We start from the raw sequence: 26305 nt of genomic DNA, 5'->3' as shown, positions 1-26305 counted from the left end.
ACCACCGGGCTCGCACTCGCGGGCGCCTCGGTCCTGCTGGCCATCACCGGTATCGCCACGATCACCGAGGCGCTTCGCGCCCCTGTCGCGCCCGTACCGGCGACTCGCCCTGCAGCGGCAACTGCGCGGGTACCGCCCCAGCCGTCACCGAGTTCGATCCCGCACACGGTCCCCTCCGGCTCGTCAACCGTCCCACAGCCGACGGTATCCGCCGCGGCGGCCGCGGCGGCATCCGGTTCCAGCTCCGGTCCGGGACGGACGCTCCTGGACGACGGGCCCGCCGGTGACCCGGCGATCCAACGGGTCCTCGAAGCCAGCAGCCCACGCAACCTTCCCACGAGGCTCGAACAGCAGCTCACTGCGCTAGCCCGCGCCGTGTGGCTCGCCCAGACCACCGGCACCGGACGAAGCACCTGGCCCGCCTACTTCCAGGGCGCCGACACCCACTGGCTCTACACCCACGTCCGTATCCAGGCCGCCATCGCCCGCGCCACCGCACCCAGACAGGCCGAGGTCCATCTCGTGTGGACCGGCACCGACCCCACGGGCACCGAACACGACGACCAACCCGCCACCCTCCACTTCCAGGAGCTCTCGGGCTACTGGCAACCGACACGATGACGTCGGGCAAGGCTTTCCGTGAGCTTCCATTCGCCTGGGGCGCCGTCGGACCTCACGCACGGGGCTAAGACGTGCTTTGTGGGTGTGGGTCAACTCTCATGACGCAGAAATCGGCAGGTCAGGGGATTTGCGGGCCCACCACAGGCGCACGGCCGCCGGAGGGTGGGTGCACATCGCCACTGCCGAAGAGAACGCCCGCCTTAACAGCGGGAGTTGGCGCATCTGGTTCAAGTCAAGCTTCCACGCGCCGACTGCGACGTCACGGCCGCACCGCACCGCGGCCGCACGGTCACATGCCAGCTCGGTCCACCACGCGTGACCGAGGATTGACACGGCGAGGAGCCCCACAACGAGGAGCGCCGGAAGGATCGGGAGAAGGCCGAGGCACAGCACGATGCAACCGGCGCGGATCGAGGTGAGGAGCAGGTGCACTCGCGAGTCGTTTCGGCGCAGGTGCGCCAGTTCGTGTTCCACGATGTACGGCAAAGCAGCGCTGTGTTCGGGACACAGCCAGAAGTAGCCCAGAGCCACATGCCCGTTGCGGCCGGAACGCATCGAGCCCGCTTCGTGCCAGGAGCCGATCCGTCCCCCCGTGACAGCCAGCGAGACGTGCTCGAGGTCCGTCTCTCGCACGAAGCTCTCCACACGCTCTTCGACCCGGCGCATCGACCGGGCGAGGAATTGAGCGTCCTGGACCACTGGGCCACCCTCGGCCAGCTCCGCAAGCCGCAGATACGCGGACCAGGTCATCTGCCGCCCCACCAGGCCGGCCCAGACAGCGCCCTGCAAGGCCGCCACGTTCAACCCCGCCACGACCACGGCCGTGATGACCGCCGCTGCCCACACGCCCGAAGCTGGACCGTGACGCAATCGAGCGACCTCCACCGCGCACGCCATCAGCGGCACCACGGTCCGTGGCACCCACCAACCCCACGGCACTGGCTTCCCCTTCATGACCGGCGACCTTACCGGCACGGCTCCGCATCAGCCCGCGAACCACCAATCCCACACACCTGGTAACCCGCCCTGGCCGGTACGAATCTGGAGCCTGGATGCTTCACACCTGGCCAAGCGCTGCACCCCGACTGGACAAGGTCGCCGTGCTCGAGGGCAGGGCACCTTCACCCCCGTCGAGCTGGACCACCCCGATCTGTTCGGCGTCATGCTGATGGACGAGGACGGCTACCGCACCAGCCTGACGGGAGCGCTCGCCCGCTGACCCCGCAGCACAGTAATGACGACATGCCCCGCCGTATCCAGAGCACGAACGAACTGGTTCTCGCCCGCCGGCGGGGCGCCGCGCCTGGATGTCCTTGCTGGTGGAGCACACCTGGTTCGATCCTGAGCAGCGCACCGGCACCTCCGCCCAGGTCGAAGCCGGCCGCTGCCTGCGCCTGTACCCGCGCAACCGCACCCTCGCGGCCATCGCCGCCACCACCTGGCTCCCCTACGGCGACCTCCACCACTACGCCCACTCCGCCCACCCTTCCGTGCGCTGGAACTACCTCCCCGCCCTCGAAAGGCACCTCGCACCACGGCACTTCGCCCCTGACGGGCTCCTCATCGGGACAGCCACCGTCGCCCGCCGTCACCACCGGGCGCTCAACCCCACCTCCGCGGCAAAGGCACCCAGCGACCGTGTGAGCGGTGAGGGTTGTAGCGGGCGATCCGTCGTTTCCTAGTCGGCGGGTCGCCCGCACCTCGTGTCAGCGAGGTTGATCGCGCTGCTGCCACAGCTGGGATCAGTGCGTCCGCTCCTGTAATCAGCAGAAGCGGCAGCAGTGTGGCGCGCGACCTTGGCAGCGGGCGCGTGGCCACCTGGCCTGAGCTACAGGCCGCTTGGAGCTTATCGGGCAGTTCGGCCTTTTCTGGCGAGGTTGTTGCGGGCGGCGGTGCGCGCGGCGCGGTAGGCCTGGGCGGGATCGGACGAGGGGCCCGGGACGGGCCGCCAGGGGCCGTAGGGGGCGCGGTAGGGGTGCCAGCGTCCGTCGGGTCCGTAGCGCAGCTGGACGCCGGCCGCGCGGTCGGTGAGGCGGTTCTCGGCGTATTCGATGGGGGCGGTTGGGGCGGGGCGGTGCGGTTGGATGGCTGTCTGGGCGTCGGCGAGGGCGTCGTGCTCGAGGTGGAACGGTTCGAGGTAGGCGGCAGTGCCGCCGGGGCCGCCATAGGTGTAGGCGAGTTGGAGGTGGCCCATGTCGATGGCGGCCAGGCCGAGGTGGTCCATGGCCGTCTGCCGGTAATCGGCCCCGTGCGGGAGCGACGTGAAGCGGGCGAGGTCGCCGGCGGGGTCCTCGCACAATGGTGGCTCGCCCTGGTCCAGGAGTCGAGCGGCTCGGTGGGCGGTGTCAGCTGCGAGCAGGGTGAGTTGATCCAGATGCGGCAGTGGTGCAGGGGGCGGTGTGAGTTTCGCGGGCTGCAGTGCTGGCTGAGCGCTGGTCAGGTCGAGGTCGACCGGCTCGGGAATCGCAACGGTGGGCAGGGCTTCCGGTTCTGGTGGCGTGGAGGCGTGTGGGTGGCGTGTCGCCGGGATGACCGGTGCGGCGCTGTGCAGGGTGCCGGGGCCTGGTGGAGGAGGGCTGTTGCGGAGTCGATTCTTCAGGTTCTGGTGGGGGCGGCCGCGGAGGGTGAACAGGGGTGCGGGTGCGGTGCGGATCCGGTCCGCGAGGAGGAGTCCGACGGCGAGGCTGTGCGGGCAGGGCGAGGCCGCTGCAGTGGGGGTGCAGTCGCAGGTGTGGGAGATGTCGTGCGCGGTGGGGAGGATGGGGATGCCGCCGGTGGCGGCCGGGTCGGCGAATTGGTCGCTGATGGCATTGGTGCCGGCGAGTTCGGCGGCGTCGGGGCGGGCGGTGATCGCTGCTTCGACGCGGTCCCAGTCCGTGTCGGTCAGTTCGGTGACGACCAGGCGCGGGCGGCAGTGGCGGCCGTCGGGCAGGAAGAACTTCACGGTGGCGGAGCCCTTGTTGATGTTCAGTGGTCCTGCTGTGCCGTCGGCGGCCAGGTGACGTGCGGTTGTCCAGAGCGTGGTGTCGTGCACGGCCTGGCTGAGGAGGGTGGCGGCCAGGCCGTGGGCCCATCCGGCGGTGGAGGGTCGGAGGGTCATAGGCGGGCTCCCAGGGTGACAAGGTCGGCGAGTTCGCGGTCTGTCAGCTGAGTGAGGGCTCGGTCGCCGCCGGTCAGGACGGCGTCGGCGAGGGCGCGTTTGCGGGTGAGGAGTTCGTCGATGCGGTCTTCGACGGTGTGCTCGGTGATCAGGCGGTGGACGGTGACGGTGCGGTGTTGTCCGATGCGGTGCGCGCGGTCGGTCGCCTGGTCCTCGACTGCGGCGTTCCAGCTGCGGTCGTAGTGGATGACGTGGGTGGCGCGGGTGAGGGTGAGGCCGGTGCCGGCCGCTTTGAGGGAGAGGATCATCGCCGGGTGGCGACCGGTCTGGAAGGCGTCGACCATGCGCTGGCGCTCTGTCAGGGTCGTGGTGCCGTGGAGGAAAAGCGGCTGGTATCCGAGATGGGCCAGGTGTGTGGTCAACAGGTGGCCCATGGCGACGTAGCTGGTGAAGACCAGCGCGCACTCGCCGCGTTCGCGGATGATCTCCAGCAGCTCGGTGAGAGCGGTGGTTTTGGCGGATCGTGCGGTGAACGCGGGCACTTCGTCGACGGTGGGAGGTGCTTCGCGTAGGTAATGGGCTGGGTGGTTGGTGATCTGCTTGAGGGCGGTCAGCAGTTTGAACACCAGGCCGGAGCGCTCGATCCCGGCGGTTGTCCGGATCTGTTCCAGGGTCTCGCGCACCAGGGCCTCGTACAGGCCCGCTTGTTCCTTCGTCAGCTGCACGGGCCGCGGTTGGTCGATCTTCGCCGGCAGTTCGGGGGCGATACCCGGGTCGGTCTTGCGGCGGCGCAGCAGGAACGGGGCGATGAGTCGGGTGAGCTGGGCGGCCTTCTCGCCGTGCGGGTCCTTCTCCACTGCGGTGGCCCAGCGCGCCCGGAATTCCTTCTCGGTGCCGAGCAGTCCGGGGTTGGCCCAGTCCAGCAGTGCGCGCAGCTCGGACAGGTTGTTTTCTACCGGGGTGCCGGTGATCGCCAGGCGGCTGGTGGAGGACAGGGCGCGCAAAGACCGGGCCGTCGCGGACGTGCAGTTCTTCGCGTGCTGGGCCTCGTCCGCGATGACCAGGGCCCAGTGCTGATCGGCGAGCCGCTGGTGGTCGCGTCGCAGCAGGCCGTAAGTGGTGACCACCACGCTGGTGTCGTCGAGGTTGTCCAGGACACGGTGGCGTTCAGGGCCGTGGTAGGCGACGACGGGCAGGCCGGACGTGAAGCGGGTAGCCTCGCGGCACCAGGTGGCGACCAGCGAGGCGGGGCAGATCACGAGGGTGGGTCCGGGTGTGTGCTGCTGGTGGTGGCAGGTGAACGCGAGCGCGGTCAGGGTCTTGCCCAGGCCCATGTCGTCGGCCAGGAGCGCGCCGAAGCCGCAGCCGGTGGTGTGTGCCAGCCAGGTCAGGGCCCGGCGCTGGTAGTCGCGCAACGTCGCGGTGACCTGGGTTGGCACGGGTACGGGCTGCGGGTGGTGTTCGCCGTGGCGCAGCATGCTGACGAGGTCCGCGAGGGTGCCGTCGGGTCGGCAGGGCACGTCGGTGCCGTCGAGGGTGACGGTGCCGGTCAGCGCGGCGGCCAACGCCTGGGTGCCGGGCAGCTGTCCGAGCAGGCGGTGGCGAGCCCGGCGTCGCAGGACGGGATCGGCCAGCACCCATCGGCCGCGCACGCGTACCAGGGGGCGGGCGGCTTCGGCGAGCGCGTCCATCTCCTGCTCGGTCAGCTCGACGCCGTCCAGGGCGATCTGCCACCGGAAGTCCAGTAGGTCCGTCACGCTGAACCGCGGCCGCTCCCCCGGCCCGGGTGTCGTGCCGGAGGCGGTGTCGATGACCGCGGACGCTGACAACGCGGTGCGCAGGCCCTCGGGCCACACCAGTGCCACCCCGGCTTGGAGCAGGTTGTCTTCCTGCTCCAGCAGTGCCTCCACGGCTGTGGGGTGAAAGGTGCACGAGCAGGGTCGCTCTTGTTCGGCCAGCCCGGCCAGGGCCGGGCAGGTTCGGGCTGCACGCCGCAGGGCCCGGCGCACTCGTGGCCTGACCACGGCCTTCCCTTCGCCACCCAGCAACGCGCGGCCGGACCACACCTCATCGGCCGCCTTGACCGCGGACTCGTCTGCCGGGTCGGTGCCGACGGGGGCCAGGTGGAGGTGGGCGGTCAGTCGGCCGACGGCGGCCAGGTCGTCGGCCGGTGTCTGGATCCAGACGACCAGCAGAGGGGTCGGGCCGCCGTCGACGTGGTCCTCGACCTCATCAAGCCAGTCGGCAACGGACCGTTGGAGCTTCGTTGTCAGCCTGGTCGGTGCCTGCTCGGTCCAGGGTCCGGGGCCGAGCAGGAGGTCGCCAGCGGGGGTGCGCGTGAGAGCGTCGGCGATCGCGTCGCCGCATGCCACGAGAACCTCTCGGGCGTCGGCACCCGGTGGCACAGCATCCTTCGGGGCGGCGTTCGCGAGTGCTTCGAGCGCGGCTTCGGCGGCCGCGGGGACCGGGCCGAGGCGCCACACCGGAAGGTTGTCCGCGTCGAGCGCGGGGTAGAGCAGCCTGGCGCGCAGGAGCTGCAGGACCAGGTGCACGGCGCGCTGCCAGAACACCGCGGCAGGGCTGGCGCCTGCGGCCGTGCGGTGGATCGCCGGCAGAGCGACGGCCACCGGTACCCGCCACTTAGCGCCGCTGCCCGGTTCGGCGTCGGCTTCGATCGGTGGCGGCAGGTCGGCCTGGGGCAGCACGACGCGGCTGCTGCCGTGTACCGACCATCCGGCCGGCTCCTGGCGCGCTGGGGGCCGGAAGGTGACCACGGCCCCTGCCGCGATCGCTTCCCGCAGCAGCGCCTCCGCTGTCGTGCCGTGCGGTGACAGCCGCACGGGCGCCGACACCCGGGCCGGGGGCGCAAGCGGGGCCGGTGGATTGGTCGGCGCGGTGGCCGGCCGGGGCAGCGGGGGCGGCACTGCGACGGTCTGGGTGGGCACCCGCCCGGTCGGCGTCGGGCTCGGCGGCACTGCCGCGCGGAGCGCAGTACATTCGACGTCCGCGAGTTTGCGCAGCAGCTTCATGGCCGCCGCCTGGCGGGCGGTGGCCTTGTCCGCCGCGACGGCGGTCGCGCTGACCTGTGGTCCAGACTCCCGATGCTGGCAGGAGTAGGTGCACTCCACGCGCGTGCCGAGGTTGCGCATCTGCGCCTCCGGCTTGGTGATCACCTCCTTCTGGCAGTACTTGTTCAGGTACTTCACCGGATCCTGACCCGGTTCAGGCACCGCGATCCGCACTGCCTCTGCCGGCTTGTCGTCCACCTCGATCGACGGCTCGGGCAGCCCTGCTACCTGTGCGAGCAGCGCGGTGGCGGCGTAGTGGCGGGCCGCTTTACGTGCCCACGCCGACCGGGCCGGGCCCTGCCAGGTACGGCCCACCTGGAACGTTGCGCGCACGATCGTGCGGCCGCTCGGGTCGAGTTCCTCGTTGTAGGTGAGGGCCTGCTCGTTGCCGTGGTGCTCGCCGTGCCAGTGCAGCAGCCGTGCTGGCGCCGGGGGCATGGCGGCGGCTCGTTCCAGGGCGGCCTTCCGCAGTCTCGCCCAAGCCTGGCCGTGTGCGGACAGCAGCAGCAGATACATATCGCGATGCCGGAGCCGACCTGACCGAGCGCGGCCCATCGCCTCGTGCGCCAACTCGTCATCGGGATGTCGGCAGTCCGCGATCGCCCGTGCCAGTCGGTTCTCGAAGATCTCGGTCGGCATGCCGGGCAGGGCCAGCCGTTCGGCAGCCGCGCTCTCGCCGGTCCGGGGAACGCCAGCAATCCGCGCCAGCAGCGCGAGCGCGGCCCGATCCTGGGCCTCCCGGCTGGTGCGGGCCCGCACCGTCGGCCCGGTGACCGGACGGTCTAGAGGCCCGATCACCGCTCTCGCCGCGATCAACGCGCCCTCGTGCTGCGTGCGTTCGGTGCCTTCCTCGAAGCGAGGTACGGGCCACACCTCCACCTGCGCGTGTGAGACCAGGATCTGGCGGGCCACATCGAGGCGGTCTTCGAGGAAAGCGATCACCGCGTGCCGGGCTGGCTCCCACGCTGGGTCATCCGCGGTGGCGAGCAGGATCAGCCGCATGTCGCGGACCGTCAGTACCTTCGCGCGGCACCGCCGGATGGCATCGCGGACCATGGAGAGGTCGGCGGCCTCGCCAACGAGTCCCTTCAGATGCTCGTGCCACCGCTCAGCATTCAAGGCGGCGACGTCCAGGCCTGCGGCCATGCGAACTCCGGCCGTCGCAGCAGAACCCACGCCCACAGTTTTCCTTTCACGCACGGCCCTGCGGTCACTGACCGCGACGTCAGCGCCACACTAAGGCAGGTGAGCTGTGGCGGTGGGGGACGAACACGACGCGCTGCGGTTCGTGACGGCGGGAACCGCGTGCGGGCTATCCACTCCAAGGGACGCGTGCGAGGACGAGGCCGCGAACATCCGCAGCACCGTATGCCCGGAGCCGGAGCGCGACGTGCTGGAGGGTGGACCCGCTGGTGAGGATGTCGTCGACGAGGAGGATCGTGGCGCCCTTGAGGTCGTGCAGGTCGCCAGCCCAGGTGACGGCGGCGGCGTGCGCGGCTCCGGCCGCCCGCTTGGCGTCGAGGGGTTTCGTAGCAGAGCGAGGGGTTTCCGCAGCTTTCACGAGGCGGTGCCGACCCGGGGGGCTCAGTGGAAAGGTACGGGTCACGTCCTCTGCGTAGGCGGCGTCCATGATCGCCTCGATGTGCTGGAGGGGCTGACGACCGGTGTGAGTGGGGTTGCCCACAACGTGATCGACGCCCTGCATCCGCTCAGGATGTGTTTCCATCCAGCCGATGAGGAGGCGTCCGAAGATGAGCGCCCAACCACGCACACCCTCATATTTCAGTCTTTGGATCTTGTAGCGCAACGCTCCTGAGTAGACCGCTATGGCATCAACCCGGGAGAACCCGCGCTGAGCCACTGGCAGCGCACATAAGCGGTTGGCGCACGACCGGCCGGGCACGACCAGCTGCGAGCAGACGGGACAGTGGTGGTCGGCGAGGGGCTGGAGGGTGCGTCCGGCGCACTCGGAGCACAAGCGGGCTGTGCCATTAGCGAGGTAGGCGCAGACGGGGCAGTTGGGAAAACCCGCTGGTTCCGGGACGTTTGTCGTCACAGGCCGGCCAGGACGAGCTGCTGGCGCTGCTGTCCGGCGCGCTGGACGTCGGCGGCCCGGCTGAGACGTTCGGTGATATCGCTGGAACGGGTGACCAGGATCGCGCGGTTGTCGGCGAGCATCGCCGCCGCCCAGCCTTGAGTATCCGCGAGCGACTTGATCAAGAAGACGAGTTTTCCGTGCTCAGCGGCAATACGCGCCTGCATTTTGGCCCCGGAGGTGTGGGAGGCCTCGATGACGACGCTGCCCAAGGTGGTGCCGGAGGTGACGACGTTGCGGCGCGGGAAGGTGTACTTCGCTGGTCCGCTGGTGGGCCAGAACTGGCTCAGCAAGGCGCCGTCGGCGGCAAGGATGGCTTTCGCAAGCGGGCGGTTCTCGGCGGGGTAAACGGGGGCCGCGATGCCGGTGCCCATGACGGCGAAGGTCCGGCCGCCCGCGTCGAGGGTGGCTTGGTGGGCAGCGGCGTCGATGCCCTTGGCGAGACCGCTGGCGATCACGACGTCGTGGTCGATCAGCTCGCGGGCCATCCGGGCAGCCCGCCGCAGTCCGTCCTCCGTGGCCGTGCGGGTTCCGACGACGGCGATCGAGCGGGCGTCGCGGCGGTCGAGTTCACCGCGGTAGAACAGGAACGGCGGGAGGTTGCCGATCAGACGCAGGTTTGCCGGGTAGTCCTCATCGAGGACGGTCACCAGGCGGGCACCCACCTTCTCGGCTGCCGTCAATTCGTCGTCGACGCGCGCGCGAGCGGAGTCTAGGCCTTCGGAGAGGGCCCGCTGAAGCACGGGCCGGTTCTTGGAGGCGGCGCGCGAGTCCTCGCGAAGTCGGCCGTCCAGGAGGTCCGCGAGGCCGTCGGGACCCACGGCGTTGCGGGCGATCAGGCTCCAGTCGACACAAGCGTTGCCGGCGCGCAGTGCGCACAGTGTGAGCAGGTCGTGCTGACGCGTGGTGATGTCGATGGTCATCAAGGTGTCCTTCTACTCGCGGCCCCGGGATGTTCGAAGGATGCGGTGTTCATGGGCCGCTTCCATCATGACGCACAACGGCTCGTCTGTGGGCGGGAAGGCGCGGGACGAACAGGATTGCAGGTTGTCGCGGGTTGTGTCATCTGCCACGTCTGTGCCCTGGGCATTCGCGCGAGCCGTGTCACTTGCTCAGTACCCTCGTTCGATACACACCGCCGACCTGCGACATAACGTCGATATGAGGCGACGACCGAGAAGATGACACGGAATTTTAGACGCTACAGGAGTCAGATGACCTACCGCGCAATTTCCACGTACCTTGAATAGTGATTTTGTGCAGCCACGGTAATTGTTGCCGTTGGGCCGTTCCGGTGCTTTGCAACAATGAGGTCAGCCTCACCCGCTCGAGGACTTTCCTTATCATAGGCGTCCTCCCGGTGAATGAGGATAGCTAGATCTGCATTATCCTCCAGAGCACCGGAGTCTCTCAGATCTGACAGCAGGGGCTTTTTGTCCACGCGTTGTTCGGGGCCGCGGTTGAGCTGGGACGTGGCGACGACTGTGACGCCGAGTTCCTTGGCGAGCAACTTGAGGCATCGCGAGATCTCGGATACTTCTTCGTAGCGGGAGGCGAAGGGCCGAGTGCCGTAGGTGAGAGTGTGCAATCCATCGATCACGATTAGACGTACATCGCGCTGGGCGACCAGTCGCCGACACTGGGGGCGCAGGTCAACAAATGTTCCGTACGCTCCGTCCTGGATATAGAGAGGGGCTGCCGAGATGTCCGGCATTTTCCTTGCCAGTCGGGTCCAGTCATCTTCCGTCATGTTGCCGGAGCGCATGTGGTGAAGTGCGACTCGGGATTCGGCGCTGCACACCCGCATGGCGATTTCGTGCCGGTTCGATTCCAGGGTGAACAGAGCCGCCGGGAGACCGTGGGTGATGCTTGCGCTGCGCAGGAAGTCCAGAGCAAGGGTGGTCTTGCCCATGGCTGGCCGACCGGCGATGACCACGAGGTGACCGGGATGGAGCCCTCCTCCGGTGAGTGCGTCGAGATCGTCGAACCCAGTCGGTACGCCCGGGTTCGCTCCCGCAGTGCTGGCAAGGGCCTCCAGTTGATCCAGAGTGCCGTCGAGGACTTCTGCGATCGCGAGGGCTGGCGGTATGCCTGCGTGGCGGGTGGTCGCGGCGAAGATTTCTGCCTGCGCTTCGTCTGCGATGCGATCGAGGTTCTCGGTGGTCGCGTCGCTGACCATCCCCTCGATGTGGACCGCGGCAGCCTGAGTGCGCCTTACGACGGAAAGCTTCTGGATACGTTGGGCGTCCCTGCGCCAACTATGTTTACCTTTCGATGTGCTTTCGAGCAGCGAGTGGAGGTAATCGGCTCCTCCTGCGCTTTCCAGTTGCTGTTCCGTCAAGAGCGCAGTGAGGGCTGAGATGTCTCCGCGCTCGTTTCGCGCGTACAAGGCCAGGAGTGAGGTGTAAATCAGGTCGTGGGCAGGACGGTAGAAATCAGAGCCGTGCAAGATTTCCACAACATCAGCGACAACCGCCGGTGAAAGCAGCATGGCGCGCAAGACGTTCTTCTCTGCCGAGATATCGTGGAGTGACTGGCCGTCATCAGCCACATGAGCCTCCTATGTCGTGTGCGGTCTCGGTCGGCGGCCTACGGCGTAGCAAAGGCGCGGTCAACGCGTCACCACGGCCTATGGCCTCGTCCAGAAGCCAGAAGGCTTCGGGCCTGGGCGAACTCCCGGACTGGCTCGCGGATTGCCGAGTGCGCTTGCCGTGCACGGGCTGCTTCGATGGCGGCGTCCACCGGAGGCTCAGCCACGGCCCGCCGCTCGGGTGCGCGGGCGCCCGACGGAAGTTGCGGCAGCACTTGCTGATATGTGCCGCGTTTCGGACCGTAGATGGTGATGGTGCGCACGGAGGATCCGCCTGGCGGGGTTGTGAGGCGTTCGACGAGTTGGGGGGCCAGCAGGCGCAGCTGGGTGGCCCAGGCGATTGAGTCTGCGCGCACCACGAGATTGCCAGCCACCGGATCGAACGCCGTTGGTTCGGCGTGCTCAGCGATTACGTGATCGACGGCTGTACGCCACCAGGCGGTCAGCGGATCTGCGCTCGCCCATCCGCGGCTTTCGATCATCTCGCAGATGAGCTGGCCGATCAGCTGAGGATTGCTGCGGCTGAACAGCGGCCGGTTGTCAACCGGCGCTCGGCCGGGGTGGACCGCTCTGCGACCAGCGCTCTCGCGTGCTGCGCGCAACGCGATCAGCGCAAGGTCGCGCCCCTTCGGGGGCATTGGACTCACCATACGTCTCCAGGGCGGTGCGGCATCGGGGCCAGCGTCGGCGCTGACGAGATCATGAGCCGTCAAGCGGGCGGCGGCGCTCCCGGCGTGCACGTTGCAGTGCGGCGGCCCACACAGGGTCTGCCTGCTCTTCCGCGATGCTGATTTCGGGCCGGCGCTCGGTCGCCTTCCGGGTCCGCTTCTGCTCTATCAAGGCGTGAACGCGTCGCACGCGGACGTCCGCGTCCTCGGTGGAATCGGCCGGAACATACTCTCCTGGCGTGGTGGCCGACTTGGCCGCGCGCGCCGCCTGGCGGGCCGTGGCGGCCATGTCGGCAGCAGTCTCGCTGCGCTCGACGATGGGCCGGTGCGGTGTACGGGGCTGGCAGGTGGCGCAGGGCCGGTCCGGGTTGCTGGGATCCCAGCCGTCTTCGCACCCGCCCCGGCAGGCGGTGGGAGCGACGAGCCACAGGGCAACGTCGGCCGGTTCGTAGGCGGTTGTCTCCTCGTCGGCTTCCCGCCTCAAGGGCCGGTGGGCCCATCCCAGGGACCAGCGGCGTTCGACCCGGTCGACCAGCCGGTGGACCTTCACGCCGCTGGAGAGCTGACGGCGCACCTCGTAGACCGCGTGAGGGGGGTGACCGCCGCAGGCCCGCAGCAGCTTCGCGGGAAATGCGGCAAGGACTTGCTCCTCCTCGTTACGGAACCCCTGCAGGCACCGGTCACACAGGGTCCGCGACCAGGTCGCGGAAAACCGGAGCCGGGTTCGGGAACTACCGGGTCGTGGTGCGACGGTCTCCACCTCGGCTTCACGCTCAGGCACCGTGCCCCCGCAACGCCGGCACTGACGCGAGCAGTCCCGGCAAACACCGCTCTTCCCGGGCCCGTTGGGCGCGTGGCAGACCGGGCACTCGCTCCGGCATACCCCGCACAGGTGATCGCTCGGATGAGGTTCAGACAGCCAGCGGTGATCGCCCTGGCAGCGGATGCACTTGCGGGTATCAGTGTCCTCGGGCGCGTTGAGCACAGGGTGATCAGGACAGCTCGGACAACGGACCCTCACGTCGGCCAACGAACACCTCCTCCTGTCAAGGCCGGGCGCGTATCACGTCCGCCCCGCCCGAAGAACTTGTTGGATAGACGGTGATTCTCCCACCGACCGAGCCTCATCGACCGGCACCTCCTCACCCGGTGGAGCGCCAGCACCCCGACAGCGGCCGACACGTCAAACCCGCACCCCACCACATCACCGCCCTCGTCGACCACCTACGCACCGACCACAGCACAGCAGCCACCACCGCCAACCTCCTCCGCACCTGGCCCACCTAACTGTGGAAGACAGCCACAGAACCGGGCCAGAGCGCCCCCAGCACCCGCGATGGCGATCCGTAGCCGTCCCGAGGCGGCCAGAACCACGACGTGCAGGTGCGCCTGCGCGAAGCCCTCGCAGGCATCGGCGAGCGTCTGGGCACCGGCCGCTCGGGCGACTGGACAGTGATTCGCCCCCAAGACGCGGAGGCCACCGCAGCCGCTTTTACCAACGGCGCAGGCCTGCGGTGAGTTCTCTATACCACTGGGTGCGACGCGGTACGTCCCCGTCGGGAGCGAGATCAAGCGCGACGACCTGGTCGGTGATCTGGTAGGTGATCCGGTAGGCCAGGATCTCGGTGGCGAGATCGATCCACTCTTGCGTTTTGTGTGCTGGCGGCACGGGGCCGAGCACGGTGACAAACCACATGGGCAGCAGGGCGCGGTCGCGGATCACCTCGGCCAGACGGCTGCGCAGGTGCCAGGTCCGTTTCTTCTGCGCCTTGTCGCCTTGTTCGATCAGCGATGCTTTCGCCTGGCGCAGCACGTCGTCCTGGTCGAGGACCTTCTGGGCGGTCGCGGCGCGGTCGGCCAGTTGGTGGGCGCGTTGCTCGTTGTGCTCCGCCAGGCTGCGGGAGGTGGCGAAATCCGTGAAGCCTGTTGGAACTCGCGTGACGTAGGCGGTTGGCTGGCCAGGGTCCGGGCGGCTTCCACTGCCTTCACCCGGTGCTCGTCACGCTGTTGGAGTGCGTGGTTGTGCTCCCGGATGTGGCTGTGGTGTATGTCGCGTTGGTGAGGACTGAGCAGGCCGGAGCGCACGTGCCAGCCGTGGTTGGCGGTTCTGGCAAGTTTCTTCCATTGGGGGTCGAGGGTGTCGAGGTCGGCGTGGGGCGCGCCGCCCGCGGCGAGGAGATGGGCCTCGAGGGCCTGGACGCGGCCGGTCAGCCGTTTCAGGGCCTGCCCGGTGTCCCGGATGTGGTTGCGTAAGTCGTCGTCGAGTTCGCTGAGGTTGCTGCTGACGCTGCTGAGATCGTCCTCGACGCTGCGGATGTCGCCGCGGATGTCGTGCAGCTCGTAGTCGAGGTCTTCGACGTCTCCCAGCTTCGAGCGCAGCTCGTGCTCTATCTCGTCGTTCTGGCTCTCCAGGCGGTGAACCTGGTAGCTGTAGTCGCCGCTCATCGCCGTGCCCCCCTCTCACCCGTGTCCGCACCCTCCCCGTTGCAACCGGCGACGAACAACCAGAGGACGGCGACGGCGAACAGGAACCACCGGCTGATCAGGCTCAGGCTGATGAGTGCCACCAGGAGCGCGGCCACGTGCAGGGCGATGGCTCCGGCCCGGCGGTCGCGGTGGTTTTCCGCGTCGACCTTTTGGAAGCAGCCGGCCACGGTTCCGCGAAGTGCGGGAGCAGCAGGATCAGCCACCACCACGACCGGTCGAGGATGAAGACGAGCGCGATCAGCACCGCTGCGACGACGGCCTGGGCACGCCAGGACCACATCACGATGCGTTCGCTGCGCTGGCGATCGGGAGCGGCCAGACGCTCAGGGATCGTCGCCTCGAACTCCACCAGTTCGCCAGTGACGTTCATCAGCTGGTCGTACGCCACCGCGAACTGGTCGTCGTCGACGTCGTGCTTGAGTACCTCGGCATGGCGAGCTTTACCTTCTGCCGAAGCTGCGCGAACTGCTTCTCGATTTCCTGCTCGGTTCTGCCCATCGAACCACCCCCCACCGCGATGCGATGACACGCCGACCGGCACTTCCCGTCGGCTGCCGCCGTCAGCCGTCAAACTGATCGACCGTACTCGCAGCTGTCCCAGACCTGCCGGGCAATTTACGAACAGTGGCTGAATCCATGCCGTTCAGCTTCCCGCTGACCTGTCTCACTGGGAGGTCGACGTCGTCCTACCAGACGGGGCGGTCTGGAGACCGGTGACGGCAGGAGCGAGGGGCGGCCCCGGTCGTACTCCTGCCCCGCTTGCGGGGGCACCGGGACTTGTCTCGCGCGCACCTCGCGCACACCATGTCGGCGAACCGCAGAGCTGCCGTGATCGGGAGCGGCGCTGAACGGACGGCGGCTTCTGCGACGGGTACAGCGCCATCCGTAGCCGGATCGCGTCAACGATCTGCTCCAGGCGCTCGCGCTGCTCCGGCAAGGGGTGCGGGGTCGGGCGGACCATCGGGGCCTCCGTGCCTGGGTGGATCGCTTCCCCTGCACCCTCACTGTCTCCGTCGTCTCCGGGGACCCGGGCGGGCCACGTCCCCGGAGACGGCCCCGGTGACTTCGCCCGTCGTCCCGTGGGAGACGGCACAATCTCCGGTCCGAACGTGCCGACGCCCACGGGCATCAGGTCAGTGGGCGTCGGCACGGTCAGCGGTCTTGAGGCCAGCTCGCCATCATGGCCTCGAGGTCGCTGAGGGACAGTTCGTTCGTGCCACGGTCCGCCGCGCTGCTCTGCGTCCACGCGAGGATCGCCGGGTGCGCGTCCTCGTACTGGGCGCCGGCGGTCGTGTTCTGCCCGTCGGTGGTGGCGACCTGGGTGAGGTAGGCGGCCAGAGCGTGCGGGCCGCCGCCGTTGTACCCGAGGTTGTAACCCAGGGCGCGGCGCTGCGGAAGTATCGAAAGGTCGCCCTTTTCCGTCCGGGCCCAGAACAGGCCGCGGCCGGTGTGAAAGCGGCTGAAGCTGTCGTCGGGGCGCAGTTCGAGCGGAGCGTAAGTCTGGTAGCTCCATTGATCCGTGCCGCCGGTACCCGTGTGTTTGAAGTGTTCGGCGACGACGGGCAGCCCGAACTGGGGGTCATAGAAGGTCTTGCGGCACGTGCAGCCAGCTTCGGCGGCCGACGGGTTTCCCTTGTCCTGCGTGGCGCATGGGAGGAACAGGGTCGGGATGTCCATCGGTGTCACGAGGGTGCAGTGCATCGCGTTCGGCTCGCAAGGCACCAGCCTGCTCAGCCACTCCTGGAAGTGAGGTGTCACGGTCTGCTGCGCCTCGATGTCCAGCTCGGCGTTCAGCGACGACGTGGCGACGCCGAGGCGTGCCTCGGTGTACAGGACGAAGTGCAGGTAACCCTTCGTCGGATCGGTCAGGTTCAGATCGCGGGCCTCGTAGGGCAACGGGCGCTCCAATGCGGGTGCCCAGCGGCCGGGCGCGGCCGCAGGGAACGGTGAGTCAGTTGCGGGTGCAGAAGCTCTTTCAAGAGCCGAGGACCTGAGCTTCGCCGATCGCGATGTCCACAGCTGCGGGGCCGCGGGTGACGGTGAGGTCGCCTTCCTGACCGGCACCGGCCCAGTGGACGTTCCAGGTCGTGGTGGCGGTGACGTGGTACTTGCCGCCGGGCTGATCGGCGCTGGTCTGCTGGTACATGTACCCGCAGGTCGGCGACATCGCCTTACCATACGAAGCCTGGTAGGGCTCACCGGGGCTCGTGCACACCACGGTCTTACCGTCGCCCATCGACCACGTCACGTTCGCGACCGTGGCGGTCGCGGTGACCGTCACCCCTCCCGCCGACGCACTCGCCGACGCCGGGCCGGTCGTGGTCGCCCCGGGCTTGTTCCACATCCACACCGGCATCCCCACCAGCCCCATCCCGGACGGCTGCGGATCGATACCGATGGCCGGCGGCGCGAGCCGCATCCTGCTCACCGCCTGCCGCGCCAGGGCGGCCAGGTCCGGCCCGGCCTGCGCAGGCGGCCTCGCCGACCAGAACGTCCCACCATCAACCTCGCGCCCGGCCCCAGGGCACACCACGTTGTACAACTCGCCCTGGTTCGGGCCGGGCTTCCAGTCCGCGGGCAGGCCGGTGGCGAGGCGCCACAGGGGGTCACCGGCCGGAGGCTGCGGCGACAGCGGAGCCCAGTAGCAGGCGTCAGAGGGGTTGAAGTCGCCGATGTCGTCGCGGTGGCACGGGACGGCGGCGCCTTCGATTTTGCACGCCGGAACGGACCCGCCTCGACTGGAACTACCGCTGTGCCCGGCGGACCCTGATGAGGAGGTGCCAGGGCCGGTGGCGGTCACTCGGCAGTCGAGTTTCTCCGGCGGACAGACGACACTGCCGCCGCCCCCGGAGTCGGCGTAAGCGCCTGGAGCGGTGGTGAGGAGCAAGCCCACGACGGTCGCGGCGACGGCCAGCGGCGCGGTCAGCATGTCCGCTTCCGGTCGATGACGGAGCTGAGGATCATCCAGACGCCGCCGACGGTACGGGCCGTGGAGGTGACCACGTGTCGGTGGGATCCGCCCGTGACTGGAACGGGCTTGCCAGTCTTGGCGTTGACCTCGATGTAGTGGCTGCTGTCCACGCAGTCGGTGATCGTCGCGGTGTACGGATCGGTCTTCGTCTGGATCGTGGTGACGCGCGGCGACAGTACAGGCTCGCCCTTCATGACCGACCCGTAGTCCTGGTAGTAGATCACCGTCAGTTTGATGTCGGTCAACGCCTTGTCGGTGGCGTATTTCTGCACGTCAGCGTTCATCTGGCCGGTTGCGTAGGCGCGGTCTTCCGCGTCCCACATGTCGCGGTAGACCTGTAGGACGGCCGCCTTCGCGCTCGCTTCCGGGTCGGCCGAGGTGGTGGTGGCTGCCGGGCTGGGTGGCGGCGCGCTCGCTGTGTGCGTACCGCAGGCGGTGAGCACGCCGGCCAGGACGACGGTCAGGGCCGCCATCCGGTTGCCGGTTCGCAGTTGTAACATCATCGGTTTCCCTCCATGATCTTGGTCTCGGGTGGTGGCCGTGACGGTGATCACCGTATGCCGAGGATCGGCTCAAGTCCCGTGTGTCCGGGTAACTCGGGGGGTGCCGGGGCACGTCGAGCTGGCCGGTCGGCGCGGCTTCACGCTGGAGCTCCTTGGCTGGTCGGGGTGTTGTGGTGGGTGAGTTCGCAGCTGAGGCATCGTCCGGACTGCGGCGGTGTGCGCTGTGAGGTCCGGCCGCAGTCGCTGCACGTCCAGGAGCCGGGCCGGATGCCGATGAGCTCCTGGCGTGTGGAGCGGGCAGCGAGGATCTCGGTGATGCGCCGGTCCAGCAGGTGTCGGGCGGTGCGTTGGCGCGCTTGTTCCGCCGCCTCGGCCGCGGCGTCGCTCGCGGCGGCCCGGGTGGGGTAGCGGTGGGCCGAGCGCATCGTTGCCTCGTACGCGAGGGCCGCTTCGGTCTCGGCTTCCGGGCTGCGCGCCAAGCTCGACACAGCGGAGCGCTCGCAGTCGTCGGCGGCGTTCTGAGCGGCCAGGCGGCCGGCAACGGCGAGGACGTGCTCGCTCACCGGCTCTCCCGCGCAGCTCAACTGCGCCTGCGCTTCGGCGATTCCTGCGCGGACCGTGGCCTCGGCTTCGCGGATGACCGCATCGATGTCGTGCCGGTCGGTGGCGTCGGACCAGCCTGCGGCCGCCACCACCGAGGCTTGGCGGATGGTCGTCTCGGTGGTGCGCTTCTCTCCGCACGTGGGGCACAACCCTGCCGCCCCGGGCATGCCGCAGTCGGCGCACGGTCGCGCGCGTCGAACTCGTTCGGCGTCCTCGGCGTCGGCTCGGAGCTGCGCGGTGGCCGTCTTGGCACGGGACTGTTCGACAGCGGCCTGCGCCTTGCGCCGGGCGAGGTCCTCGGCCTCCTGCGCCGTCCTGCGGCGCAGCCGTTCCTCGGCGATCTGTCGGCGCTGGTGAGGATTCAGCCCCGGGAAGTCTCGGTCGACCTGCGCGGTGATCGCCGCGCGACCGGCGCGTCGCAGGTGGATGACGTTGGCGCACATCTCGCAGTCCCTACGGGTGTCCAGCCGGATGCCGTCGTCGCAGCGTACGTCGGTGCAGGCGGACCGGCGTGGTAGACCGCGGTGGGTGAGCCAGCCGTAGGGGCTGCGTACCAGTACTTCGCCGCCGGCCTCGTTCAGTCGGTCGGCGAGCCGGTCGGCCAGTAGCTGCGCCGCGAAGTCCGGTTGCGGCAGCACAGCGGCCAGCCGTACGAGTTCCGCCTTCGCCGCCGACTCGACCTGGTCCTGCTGCCAGCCCGACAACCGCCCCCACAGCCCCGCGACCGGAGCCAGAGCCACCCGAAGACGAACATCATCGGGGAACGTCGCGCTCCGATGGTGGTGCCCCGCGGTTGATGGCCGGGCAACAACCTCCTTGCCGCCGCGTCGATTACCCCGCTGCTGCTCGGCGGAGGACTCCTTTTGCTGTTCCCCACGCAGCGGGCTCACCGTCACCAATGGCTCACGCGAGCTGGCGCCGGCACGGTGCTGCTCCTCGCGCGAGCCCGCGCGCTCACGCGCTACGGACCTTTCCGCTTCGCGGGAACAGCAACCCCCTGCCACCTGCCTATTCACAAGATCCTGATCAAGGTTGCCTGTTTGTGCGACCAGATCAAGGGGGGGTGCTGTCACCGAATCCAAGGGGGTAGCTGTCACCAGCTCGAGGGGGGTCAACGCCGGATCGACCAGCGCCAGTTGCCCCGAGCAGAACCCCGCCTCGACCTCGCTCCTGTCGCTCCCGGTCCCGGTCTCCTCGTCCGCGGGCCGGGCCGACTGCTGCGGCTGCGGGAACAACGACAACTGCGTCGCCACCCCCGCCACCGGCACGGCGTGCACGACGTACTGGAACGCCCCGCCACCCTTCCCCTGGCGCTCCACCCAGCCGTCCGCGACCAGCTCAGCCGCGACCACCCGCGCTGTCTCCACAGTGATCCCGCACATCCGCGACAACTGCGCCAACGAAGTCGGTTCCCCCAGGTGCTCCCGGACCGACAAGGCCGAGTAGACCTTGAAACGGGTCCCCGCCAAGTCGGCGCGCGCCCGCGCCGACACGCACACCGCGAGTTCATCCTCGCGGAGGGGCCTCACCTGCCGCGAACGCGTACCCGTTCGCGGGTAGTACGACGAGCCCACGAGCCCTAACGCCTCCGCCTTGCGGATCATGCGGTTCACACCACCGCGCGACAGGCCCAGCCGGTCGGCGATCGTCTGGTCCGAGGCCCAGCACTCCCCCGACTTGCGGCCGTAGTCCCGCACCGTGGTCACCACCCGGATGCAGTCCCCTGTCAGCGAGGCGAGCCACGCCGCCGGAAACCGGGTCACGATCGGCACCGCACCCCGCTCCGCGGTCTCACGGGCGCGAACAACGGCGTGGCCCTCCGCTTCTCGGCCACGGCGCGGCCCGGGCACGCGCCTCTCGACAGCGGCCGGCGCCGCCGCGCCGTTCACCGGGCCACCCGAAGACGGCTCAATGTCGTGTTCATGGCCTGACCTTGAGCCCGATCTCCTGTGGACAGAGCGCGGGACGTCGCGGCTCCCGCCCGGGGGGCAGAAACCTCGCATCGTCTCCCGGCACACGGGATCGGCCCGCTCCGGCCGACGTCTCCTGTGGACAACTCGATCGGCATCAGTGCTCTCACGAACGGATCAAGCACATCGCGGCCGCTGTTCGTGACGGATCCCGAAACATTGCCTCGGAAATCCCGAGTTCCCGGCGCACGGCCGTACCCGAACGGAGTAGCGCCGTCCTGGTGCTGTTGAACGATAAACAGGCCCGACGCCCGGCACTGTGGCGGACGAGACAGGCCAATACGCGTCAATCGGGCATGCCGAGACTGGCGGCCCGGAAAAACGTCATGCACAATGACTCCAGTCGTGAGGGCCTCGTGCCTGACGGCTGAGGCCCTCTATGGACCTCGCGGTTCTGGCGAACCAAGAACGGACCGTTCAGCCGGCTCCCAACCGGACGAACAATCCCTTCGGGGGGCTCTCCCAAGCCCTCCCGGTGGCAGACGGGCGCCAGCCCAGGTGTTTCGCAGGCACCTGACAGCTGAGCGACCCGGGGCGGCACGAAGACCCGCGTGCGGGCGCCGCCCCAGACGGCTACGTCATCCCGACCCCCTCACCCAAGGTGCGGTTCGGGACGCCTTCAGACAGCACGAACACCCCGCCGTGGGCCCAGCAGCGACTGCTGGACCTACGGCGGGGTGCGGTGTGTGTGCACCCGGGAACGGGTACTCTGATCAACGTCGCGCACCTTCCTTTCCGGTAAAAGGGTGCTCGGCACCGGCCTCAGGACCCGAAGTGCGAATGGTCCGTTGGCCCCGCCCCCCCCGACTTGCCTAAGGTCGCGGGGGCATTCTCTTTTTGATCAACGCTGGGGGTCACTGTACCGCTCCACCAACCCCCGAGGCTTCCTGTGCTTGACGTGTCGTCACCAGCCCGGATTCCATCCAGACGCCACCTTCGTGCGCCCCTAAACCGCTTCAACGTAGCTCTGCATGGTCCTGCTTGCTCAGGGCTGGTCTGCTCCGTCTTCTGTATCGGACAGCCGTGCGCTTGGACTGCGCCTGATGTCGTAGCCGATCTCGAAACGCTCTGCGGACATGCGGGTGTCGTTCACTTCCACGACCCGACCGGTAGGCGAGGTGGTGGTTCGGAGTAGTCGCAGCAGTGGAACACCGATGTCGGCCGGCAGACCGAGCGCTTCGGCTTCTTCGGGTGAGGGCATGCAAGCGGTGACGGACTCGGACCATCTCAGTGGGCGGTGCCCCATCTCCTCCAGCCGGTCGTAGATTCCGCCGGGGCCGGTATCAGCTTCTGCCAGTTGGGTCCCGCGGACGAGATCGCCGGGCAGGTAGCTCGTCGCCAACTGCATAGCCTGTCGTGACTCCTGATCGCCCATCACACGATGACGAATCAAGACCTCGTCGCCGACCTCGACGTCAAGAGCCGATGCCAGGTCTGCGGGGACGGTGCCCCAGCGGATTGTGGGCTGCTGGATGGCGACCCAGGGCTGAGCCGTCGGGTCAAAGAAGTAGCCAAGGTCGTCACGGAACACCTGCCGCGATCGGACGATGCGTCTCTTCTCCGGGCGCTCGCGAACGATCGTCCCTCGGCGGCGCACCGCGATCACGAGACCCTCCTGCTCCAGAAGGTTGATGGCCGACCGCACCGTCTGGTAGCCGGCACCGTACTTGGCCTGAAGCTCCGTGAGCATCGGCAACTTATCGCCGGGCAAGAGCCGCCCCTCGCTGATCTGCTGCCGCAGGTCAGCGGCGATGTCGCGGTACGACACGGGCATCGAAGGCACCTTTCAAAAGCATCCCTCACTCAGGAGTGTAGGGCTAGCTCTATCAGGGGTCGGCGCCCCCGTACAACCACCGGACACGACTAGAGCTATCGGTATTGACTCCGCGGCCCACATGGTCTCTACTAGTCGATAACGATAGCTCTAACGCTCTGTCGATCAAGGGCTACGTATCTGTACTGCTCGAAGAGTCGCCGTCCCGTCTTCGGGGCGCCTGGGGTCGATAGCTCGACCAAATCCCCCGGGGCGACTTGGCAGCGATGTGCTGCCCGACCGTCAGGATGCGCGCCGGACCTCCGGCGGCCTGGCGGACGGAGAGGACACCGCGACGCCCGCTGTTCTCCCGCACGAAGGAGTTCCTCGTGACCCCGACCGAGACGCCGGTAGCCCGCAAGCGGCGACGCAAGACGCGCACCGGGAACATCAACCCCCGGCCGCCGATCACCATTTCCACCCTCAAGATCACCCAGATCGACCTGTGCCCGGGCAAGGAGCACCTGGTCTGCCCGGATTGCAAGACCTGGTGCCCCATCACCAACGTGCAGAGCACCGCCAAGCTGGTCCCGCACCACGACCGGAGGGCTGGCACCGCCAACCCGCGCCGCTGCTCGGCCGGTAGCAACCGCCGGGTCGTCATCGATATCGCGCCCGGCCGATGGCGCACCGAGCTGCTGGAGTCCGTGCCGAGTACGGCGCGCCGCGCGACGAAGGTGCTGCGGAAGCCGAAGACGCCGAGGCCGCCCGCCGTCAGCCAGATCGAGGCGGCCGTTCGGACGGCGAGGACGGCCGAGCAGGCGCTCCACGTCCACCGTCAGCGGTGCGCGGCCTGCTCCGGCGAGGCCACCAGTCGCAGCGGCGAGCGACTGCGCTGCCCCGACGGCGAGCGTCTCGCCACCCTCTACCTGCGGCTTCGGGAGCAGGAAGCCGATCCTCGCCGTCAGCGCGCGCGGCAGCTGCTCGCCGAGATCCAGGACGATCCCGAGCGCGAGCGGGACGAGGCGCGGCAGCGGACCCGTCAGCGGCGGGCCGACTGGCAGAAGGTGCTCCCAAAGGTGATGACCGCTGACGCCCGCCGGGCTGAGCGGCCGGACGGCGGCGCACCGTCGGAGAGCCCCGCGGTCCCCCTCTCCCCTCTGCGACCTCGTCGTTGACCCGAAACTCGCTGAACCGCCCCGCATCCAGGGGTCCCGACCTGGGAGTGTGCCCGACACCGTGTGGGCACGCTCCTTCTTTTACCGGAGGAATTCAGTGCGTTCCATCTCGCCCGCTGTGGCCATGACCGGCGCTTTCGTAACCGGCGTACTGGGGGCTGCGAACGGCTGGGGGCTGAGTGCCGCTCACGTTCCGCTGCCCACTGCGGCCGTGTACGGCTCCGCGGTCTGCTCGGTCCTGCTGACCGGCTGGCACTCCGTGGTCCGCTACTCCCGTACTCACCGCTACCGCTGCCCGGACCCGGCCTGCCCCGTGAAGGTGGAGGTCGGCGAACACCTCACCGAGGCCGAGGACCGCCGATGGACGTTGTTCGCCGACGACCACCCCCGGCACGCCTACCGGCCCAGCACCCGGGACGCCTGACCGGCACCTCGCACGAAGAGCCGCGGCGGTTGCTCGTCTGGACAGCCCGCTCCCACAGCAGAGTTCACATACGACAGCCCCGGCGACTTGAGACCCTCCGGGGCTGTCCAGGACCGTAGGAGGACCTGTGCCCGCCAGCATGACATACCCGGCCCCGCCCCCCGAGGCCGTACCCGACGCCGTCACCTCCGAGGCGCTGCGGCGCGTGATCGAGGAGCAGATCGGCCCCCGGGAGCCGGGGGCGATCTACCAGAACACGGACGGCGCGTTCGAGGTCCTGGCCGTGGTGCGCGACCCGCAGCGGGCCCGCGAACTCCTGGGCCGCCGCTGCGCCCAGTGGGCCGTGATCATCCGGGATGTGTTCCAGGCCAACGGGCAGCCGTTCGCCGTCGGCAGCGTGTGGACCTCTTCCGACCGCCTCGTCCGTCCGGCCGACCAGGCGCACCGCAGCGCCGTCCGGAGGTGATGGTCGTGCTGACGACCCGCCTGACCGACGAGGAACGCGCGGAGCTGTCGCGCAAGGTCCGGGAGGCCAATGGCCGCTCGGAGGATCGACGCGGACGCTGACTCCGCGCCCCACCACCCGCAGCCCCGAGGAGATCCCGCTCCTCGGGGCTGCCCTCTTCGCAGTGGAGGACCCGATGCCACCCCGCACAGTTGCCCGCGCCACCTACATCTCGTCCACGCACGCTCCGTCGACCGCCGCGCGCCCCCGCGACTGGCGGGACTCGGCTGGCTGTCGTGACGAGGACCCCGAGTTGTTCTTCCCGATCGGCAACGCCGGCCCCGCGCTGCTGCAGATCGACGAGGCGAAGGCCGTCTGCCGCCGCTGCCCTGTCATGGAGCGCTGCCTGCAGTGGGCCCTGGACACAGGCGAGACCAGCGGGGTGTGGGGCGGCCTGGCGGAGGCCGAGCGTCGCTCGATGCGGCGTCGCGCCTCCCGCGACCGCGCCCGCGCCGTCTCCCAGTGACGCAGTTCGCCATCACCCAGCCGGGTCGCGCCCTGCGGCCCGGCACCTTCTCTTCTGCCGGGAGTGCCCATGGCATCAACGACCACCGCCCGTTTGTCCACTTCGCTGTGCCGGCACGAGCCGCGATGCCCGGCCGCAGACAGTCCGGATCGCGACGCCGCCCGCGTCATCGCCGCGGTGCCGGAGCAGGGCTGGAGCCTGCTGTGCAACGCGGTCCTGCTCTTCGAGGACACCGGTGAACTGCTGCCCGACGGGCAGGTCATCGCCCCGCACCGGACCGTCGTCACGGCGGCCTGAACGGTCTGGCGGTTGCCTGAGCCGCCCGCACCGACCGCCTTTCGCCACGGCGGGCCGGGTCGGGCGGCGACGGGGAGCCGGACAGCCCGGCCGCCGAGAGGAGTTCCCCATGGCCCTGCCCGCCTGGCTTACCAGCCAGATCGCCGCCGCCCAGGCCGAAGCCGACGCGCATGCGCAGTGGTCCGCGTTCGCGCTGACCGACGACGGCCTTGCCCAGCTCGTCAGCGCGCACGACCGCGCCGACGCCCAGCGCTGGCTCGAGGAGTCCGGACGGACCGGCATCGTCGCGCCCAGCCGCGCCAACTAGAGGAGCAGCATGTTCCGCATCATCCGCACGGCCCGCCTCCTGGCCCTGCACACCGAACTGAGCATGACGCAGGCCTGTATTGAGACGCTGACCGCCGAAGCCGAGCGGTACAACGAAGCCCGGCTCCAGGCGGAGGAGAAGGCGCGCGTCGCCGAAGAGTTCTCCCACGCGCGGGAGCGCCGCGACGACCTGGCCATCGAGCGTCTGGTCGCCGACCTTGCCGAGGCCCGCGCCGACGCCGACCACTACCGTGCCGACGCGCAGCGCCTGGCGGACGAGCTTCGTGCCTCCGTCTACTTCGTGTTGCTGTGCGACGGGCGCTATCACAGCGCGCACCTGACCCATGGTGCGGCGCGGGCCGCGGCTGAGCGTGAGGGTGCGGACCCGGACGGCTGGTCCGGCTACGGCCCGGTCTCCTCTGACGTGCCACCGGTCGCCCTGTCCGGGTGGCACATCGTCAGGCTGTCGCGCGCGGCCGACCGGGCCGTGCCGGTTCCGGCACCGCGCGCGTCCGTCTGACGGGCTCGTTTCGTGTCCGCCGCTCCCGGTTCCGGGAGTACCGGCCGTCGTTTCGGCGGCCCGGGGTTCCGTTTCGGGCGCACCGGGTTTCGTTCCGCGCCCGTCCTCAACCGTCCTCGTGGAGACTCGTGATGACGATCACTGATCTGCCCCGTCCGGCCTCGCCTGACCGCCCCGTTT

General features: G+C 69.0%; 26 protein-coding genes. 10 read left to right on the top strand and 16 right to left on the bottom strand.

The features are described 5' to 3' along the window. Positions 1-621 (top strand): hypothetical protein (locus tag K7472_RS30410; RefSeq protein WP_222982180.1); only part of this gene is annotated, 621 nt, incomplete at its 5' end. Between the two features lie 96 nt (positions 622-717). Here the strand turns inward: K7472_RS30410 and K7472_RS30405 are convergent. Continuing rightward, a complete protein-coding gene (locus tag K7472_RS30405; RefSeq protein ID WP_222982178.1) occupies positions 718-1530 on the bottom strand; it encodes a M48 family metalloprotease in 813 nt (270 codons plus the stop codon). Positions 1531-1573: 43 nt separating this feature from the next. Between K7472_RS30405 and K7472_RS30400 the strand changes: the two genes are divergently transcribed. Continuing rightward, complete coding sequence (locus K7472_RS30400; protein ID WP_222982194.1) at positions 1574-1840, top strand: hypothetical protein; 267 nt, start codon at positions 1574-1576, stop codon at positions 1838-1840. An 88-nt stretch (positions 1841-1928) separates the two neighbouring features. Then, positions 1929-2303, top strand: coding sequence for a hypothetical protein (locus K7472_RS30395; RefSeq protein ID WP_252396490.1), 375 nt, complete (start codon positions 1929-1931; stop codon positions 2301-2303). Between the two features lie 164 nt (positions 2304-2467). Here the strand turns inward: K7472_RS30395 and K7472_RS30390 are convergent, their stop codons facing one another. The 15 genes from K7472_RS30390 to K7472_RS30325 all read right to left on the bottom strand — a co-directional run bounded on the left by K7472_RS30390 (position 2468) and on the right by K7472_RS30325 (position 22450). Continuing rightward, entirely contained in the window at positions 2468-3721 is a 1254-nt protein-coding gene (locus K7472_RS30390) for a hypothetical protein (protein ID WP_222982176.1), read from the bottom strand. Further along, the gene (locus tag K7472_RS30385) at positions 3718-7935 is read right to left on the bottom strand and encodes an SNF2-related protein (protein WP_222982174.1); all 4218 of its coding nucleotides are present in this window, start codon (positions 7933-7935) and stop codon (positions 3718-3720) included. Before K7472_RS30385 ends, K7472_RS30390 begins: the two co-directional genes overlap by 4 nt. A 166-nt stretch (positions 7936-8101) precedes the next feature. Then, entirely contained in the window at positions 8102-8596 is a 495-nt protein-coding gene (locus K7472_RS33060) for a ComF family protein (protein WP_252396489.1), read from the bottom strand. A gap of 245 nt (positions 8597-8841) precedes the next feature. After that, positions 8842-9807: a DNA-processing protein DprA gene (locus K7472_RS30375; RefSeq protein ID WP_222982172.1), complete on the bottom strand. Its 966-nt coding sequence runs from the start codon at positions 9805-9807 to the stop codon at positions 8842-8844. A 296-nt stretch (positions 9808-10103) separates the two neighbouring features. Continuing rightward, positions 10104-11435 carry a replicative DNA helicase gene (locus K7472_RS30370; RefSeq protein WP_222982170.1) on the bottom strand — a complete coding sequence of 444 codons (1332 nt, stop codon included), beginning with the start codon at positions 11433-11435 and terminating at the stop codon, positions 10104-10106. A 68-nt stretch (positions 11436-11503) separates the two neighbouring features. Beyond that, the gene (locus tag K7472_RS30365; protein WP_222982168.1) at positions 11504-12112 is read right to left on the bottom strand and encodes a DciA family protein; all 609 of its coding nucleotides are present in this window, start codon (positions 12110-12112) and stop codon (positions 11504-11506) included. Positions 12113-12173: 61 nt separating this feature from the next. Next, positions 12174-12902, bottom strand: a complete 729-nt coding sequence (locus K7472_RS30360) for a hypothetical protein (RefSeq protein WP_222982166.1) — start codon at positions 12900-12902, stop codon at positions 12174-12176. A 732-nt stretch (positions 12903-13634) separates the two neighbouring features. Then, on the bottom strand, positions 13635-13955 hold the full coding sequence (locus K7472_RS33055) for a hypothetical protein (RefSeq protein ID WP_308014157.1): 321 nt from the start codon (positions 13953-13955) through the stop codon (positions 13635-13637). Further along, entirely contained in the window at positions 13928-14587 is a 660-nt protein-coding gene (locus tag K7472_RS30355; RefSeq protein ID WP_252396488.1) for a hypothetical protein, read from the bottom strand. Before K7472_RS30355 ends, K7472_RS33055 begins: the two co-directional genes overlap by 28 nt. Before the next feature lie 103 nt (positions 14588-14690). Beyond that, a complete protein-coding gene (locus tag K7472_RS30350; RefSeq protein WP_222982164.1) occupies positions 14691-15200 on the bottom strand; it encodes a hypothetical protein in 510 nt (169 codons plus the stop codon). 581 nt (positions 15201-15781) lie between these two features. Then, on the bottom strand, positions 15782-16525 hold the full coding sequence (locus K7472_RS30345) for a hypothetical protein (RefSeq protein ID WP_252396487.1): 744 nt from the start codon (positions 16523-16525) through the stop codon (positions 15782-15784). Positions 16526-16604: 79 nt separating this feature from the next. Further along, a complete protein-coding gene (locus K7472_RS30340) occupies positions 16605-17558 on the bottom strand; it encodes a hypothetical protein (protein WP_222982162.1) in 954 nt (317 codons plus the stop codon). Beyond that, positions 17552-18154 (bottom strand): hypothetical protein, encoded by a 603-nt coding sequence (locus K7472_RS30335; protein ID WP_222982160.1) that lies wholly within the window; start codon positions 18152-18154, stop codon positions 17552-17554. The genes K7472_RS30340 and K7472_RS30335 overlap by 7 nt, the downstream gene beginning before the upstream one ends. Before the next feature lie 86 nt (positions 18155-18240). Beyond that, positions 18241-20478 (bottom strand): hypothetical protein, encoded by a 2238-nt coding sequence (locus tag K7472_RS30330; RefSeq protein ID WP_222982158.1) that lies wholly within the window; start codon positions 20476-20478, stop codon positions 18241-18243. A 1183-nt stretch (positions 20479-21661) separates the two neighbouring features. Further along, positions 21662-22450: a GntR family transcriptional regulator gene (locus K7472_RS30325; protein WP_222982156.1), complete on the bottom strand. Its 789-nt coding sequence runs from the start codon at positions 22448-22450 to the stop codon at positions 21662-21664. 368 nt (positions 22451-22818) lie between these two features. Here K7472_RS30325 and K7472_RS30320 point away from each other — a divergent pair, with 368 nt between their 5' ends. From K7472_RS30320 to K7472_RS30290, 7 genes are all read left to right on the top strand, one after another. Next, complete coding sequence (locus tag K7472_RS30320; RefSeq protein WP_222982154.1) at positions 22819-23607, top strand: hypothetical protein; 789 nt, start codon at positions 22819-22821, stop codon at positions 23605-23607. Between the two features lie 124 nt (positions 23608-23731). Continuing rightward, the gene (locus K7472_RS30315) at positions 23732-24031 is read left to right on the top strand and encodes a hypothetical protein (RefSeq protein WP_222982152.1); all 300 of its coding nucleotides are present in this window, start codon (positions 23732-23734) and stop codon (positions 24029-24031) included. A gap of 139 nt (positions 24032-24170) precedes the next feature. Continuing rightward, positions 24171-24497 carry a hypothetical protein gene (locus K7472_RS30310; RefSeq protein ID WP_252396486.1) on the top strand — a complete coding sequence of 109 codons (327 nt, stop codon included), beginning with the start codon at positions 24171-24173 and terminating at the stop codon, positions 24495-24497. 208 nt (positions 24498-24705) lie between these two features. Beyond that, entirely contained in the window at positions 24706-25002 is a 297-nt protein-coding gene (locus tag K7472_RS33050; RefSeq protein WP_308014158.1) for a WhiB family transcriptional regulator, read from the top strand. Positions 25003-25107: 105 nt separating this feature from the next. Then, a complete protein-coding gene (locus K7472_RS30300) occupies positions 25108-25299 on the top strand; it encodes a DUF5999 family protein (protein WP_289679315.1) in 192 nt (63 codons plus the stop codon). A gap of 109 nt (positions 25300-25408) precedes the next feature. Beyond that, a complete protein-coding gene (locus tag K7472_RS30295; RefSeq protein ID WP_222982143.1) occupies positions 25409-25606 on the top strand; it encodes a hypothetical protein in 198 nt (65 codons plus the stop codon). Positions 25607-25615: 9 nt separating this feature from the next. Then, positions 25616-26125 (top strand): hypothetical protein, encoded by a 510-nt coding sequence (locus K7472_RS30290; protein WP_222982141.1) that lies wholly within the window; start codon positions 25616-25618, stop codon positions 26123-26125. Positions 26126-26305 lie beyond the last annotated feature (180 nt).

It is taken from the genome of Streptantibioticus parmotrematis, assembly GCF_019890615.1.
GTDB classification, from domain to species: domain Bacteria; phylum Actinomycetota; class Actinomycetes; order Streptomycetales; family Streptomycetaceae; genus Streptantibioticus_D; species Streptantibioticus_D parmotrematis.
Note: the sequence above shows the minus strand (reverse complement) of the source record. Positions and strands in the feature narration are given on the sequence as shown.

Excerpts from the sequence above, each read along its gene's own strand:
- K7472_RS30400 (WP_222982194.1), top strand. The coding sequence starts at position 1,574 with ATGACCGGCGACCTTACCGGCACGGCTCCGCATCAGCCCGCGAACCAC.
- K7472_RS30395 (WP_252396490.1), top strand. The coding sequence starts at position 1,929 with ATGTCCTTGCTGGTGGAGCACACCTGGTTCGATCCTGAGCAGCGCACC.
- K7472_RS30390 (WP_222982176.1), bottom strand. The coding sequence starts at position 3,721 with ATGACCCTCCGACCCTCCACCGCCGGATGGGCCCACGGCCTGGCCGCC.
- K7472_RS30385 (WP_222982174.1), bottom strand. The coding sequence starts at position 7,935 with ATGGCCGCAGGCCTGGACGTCGCCGCCTTGAATGCTGAGCGGTGGCAC.
- K7472_RS30375 (WP_222982172.1), bottom strand. The coding sequence starts at position 9,807 with ATGACCATCGACATCACCACGCGTCAGCACGACCTGCTCACACTGTGC.
- K7472_RS30365 (WP_222982168.1), bottom strand. The coding sequence starts at position 12,112 with ATGCCCCCGAAGGGGCGCGACCTTGCGCTGATCGCGTTGCGCGCAGCA.
- K7472_RS30355 (WP_252396488.1), bottom strand. The coding sequence starts at position 14,587 with ATGAGCGGCGACTACAGCTACCAGGTTCACCGCCTGGAGAGCCAGAAC.
- K7472_RS30340 (WP_222982162.1), bottom strand. The coding sequence starts at position 17,558 with ATGCTGACCGCGCCGCTGGCCGTCGCCGCGACCGTCGTGGGCTTGCTC.
- K7472_RS30325 (WP_222982156.1), bottom strand. The coding sequence starts at position 22,450 with ATGCCCGTGTCGTACCGCGACATCGCCGCTGACCTGCGGCAGCAGATC.
- K7472_RS30315 (WP_222982152.1), top strand. The coding sequence starts at position 23,732 with ATGACCGGCGCTTTCGTAACCGGCGTACTGGGGGCTGCGAACGGCTGG.
- K7472_RS30310 (WP_252396486.1), top strand. The coding sequence starts at position 24,171 with ATGACATACCCGGCCCCGCCCCCCGAGGCCGTACCCGACGCCGTCACC.
- K7472_RS30295 (WP_222982143.1), top strand. The coding sequence starts at position 25,409 with ATGGCCCTGCCCGCCTGGCTTACCAGCCAGATCGCCGCCGCCCAGGCC.
- K7472_RS30290 (WP_222982141.1), top strand. The coding sequence starts at position 25,616 with ATGTTCCGCATCATCCGCACGGCCCGCCTCCTGGCCCTGCACACCGAA.